Here is a 1,221-nt window from a genome sequence, read left to right on the forward strand (position 1 = left end):
CTTTCACCAGACTATACTATACACGCCGAACTGGCGCACAACCTAAGAACCTTCTCTACATTGACCCCTCTGAACCCGGGGCCGCCAGGCGGTCCCTATGTTATAATACAATCAAGAAAAAATTCTAAGGAAGGTGGCTTCATGGACACGAAGAGGGCAGAGCGGCTCAAAGCGAAGGCAGTAAAGCTGGCGCGGGAGCGGTTTCACGATTTCTACGAAAAGAAAATCCATCCCCGGGACTTTGCGTCATTTCTGGCAGATGAAAATTTCAGCTGGATCGGCGCCGCTCCCGGCGAAATCTATCTGTCCAAAAAGGATGCCCTCACCGCCTTCAGCCACCAGCGGGACATGAAGGAAGTGCCCCTGATTCGCGTGGGGAAAGGAAAATTTACGGCCTTTGCCGTCACAGAGGATGTGTACATCGTGGTCTGCGAAGTGCCCCTCTCCACGGACCCCAAAAGCGGCCTCCTCATTGCAGAGAAGCAGCGCTGCACCATGGTCTTCGTAGCGGAAGGAGATATGCTGAAAGCAGCTCACATCCACACCTCCAACCCCTGGACCCTCATGCAGAAAGAAGCCCGCTTCCCCAGGACCGCCGGCCGGGCAAACTACGAGTACGTGCACCAGCTGGCAGCGGAAAAGAAATTTCAGGGAACCACCGGCCTTTCTCCCCGGCAGAAACTGGTGCTCCAGCTCCTGTCCGAAGGAAAGACCTACCGTGAAATCGGAAAAGCTCTGGACATCTCGCCCCGCACCGTGCGCTACCACGTGGGCCAGCTCATGACAAAGTACCGCGTGTCTACCAGAGCAGAGCTTCTGGCCCAGGCATTCGCCGGGCAGCCTGTGGGTTGAGGGTTGACGGCCCTTTGGGGCGTGAGGGTTCTTAAGTTTGACCGGCCTTTGGCCGGAGGGTTCTTAGGTTTGACAGGCCTGCGGCCTGAGGGTTGTGGTATCGCCCTGCGGGCGATTAGTTTATAATGCCGCCTGCGGCGGCGAAAACCGAACAACCGGGCCTAACGGTCAGTCGACTAAAAGGAAGGCCCTTATGGGCAGGCTATGGGCCAACTTCGACTGACTTGCACATTCTCTGCAGAATGTGCACAGCCCGTGGAAATGCACCCCTATCCCCGCCTGCGGCGGTACTTCCACCCGGTGGGGGAAGTCTACTCTACACTTACCCTTGGTTTCATACGTTATGAATAACATTCCGGTGATTAGCCA

Annotated in this window: 1 protein-coding gene; it reads left to right on the plus strand. The window is 56.3% G+C overall.

The genetic code is table 11. The annotated features are described in order from the left end of the window. The first annotated feature begins 141 nt into the window (after nucleotides 1-141). The gene (locus Q0482_RS02250; protein WP_299142808.1) at nucleotides 142-852 is read left to right on the plus strand and encodes a LuxR C-terminal-related transcriptional regulator; all 711 of its coding nucleotides are present in this window, start codon (nucleotides 142-144) and stop codon (nucleotides 850-852) included. The last annotated feature ends 369 nt before the right edge of the window (nucleotides 853-1,221 follow it).

Source organism: uncultured Dialister sp., assembly GCF_937959425.1.
Lineage (GTDB): Bacteria > Bacillota > Negativicutes > Veillonellales > Dialisteraceae > Dialister.

What these genes read in the sequence shown, in the direction of transcription:
- Q0482_RS02250 (WP_299142808.1), top strand. Translation starts at nt 142, where the DNA reads ATGGACACGAAGAGGGCAGAGCGGCTCAAAGCGAAGGCAGTAAAGCTG.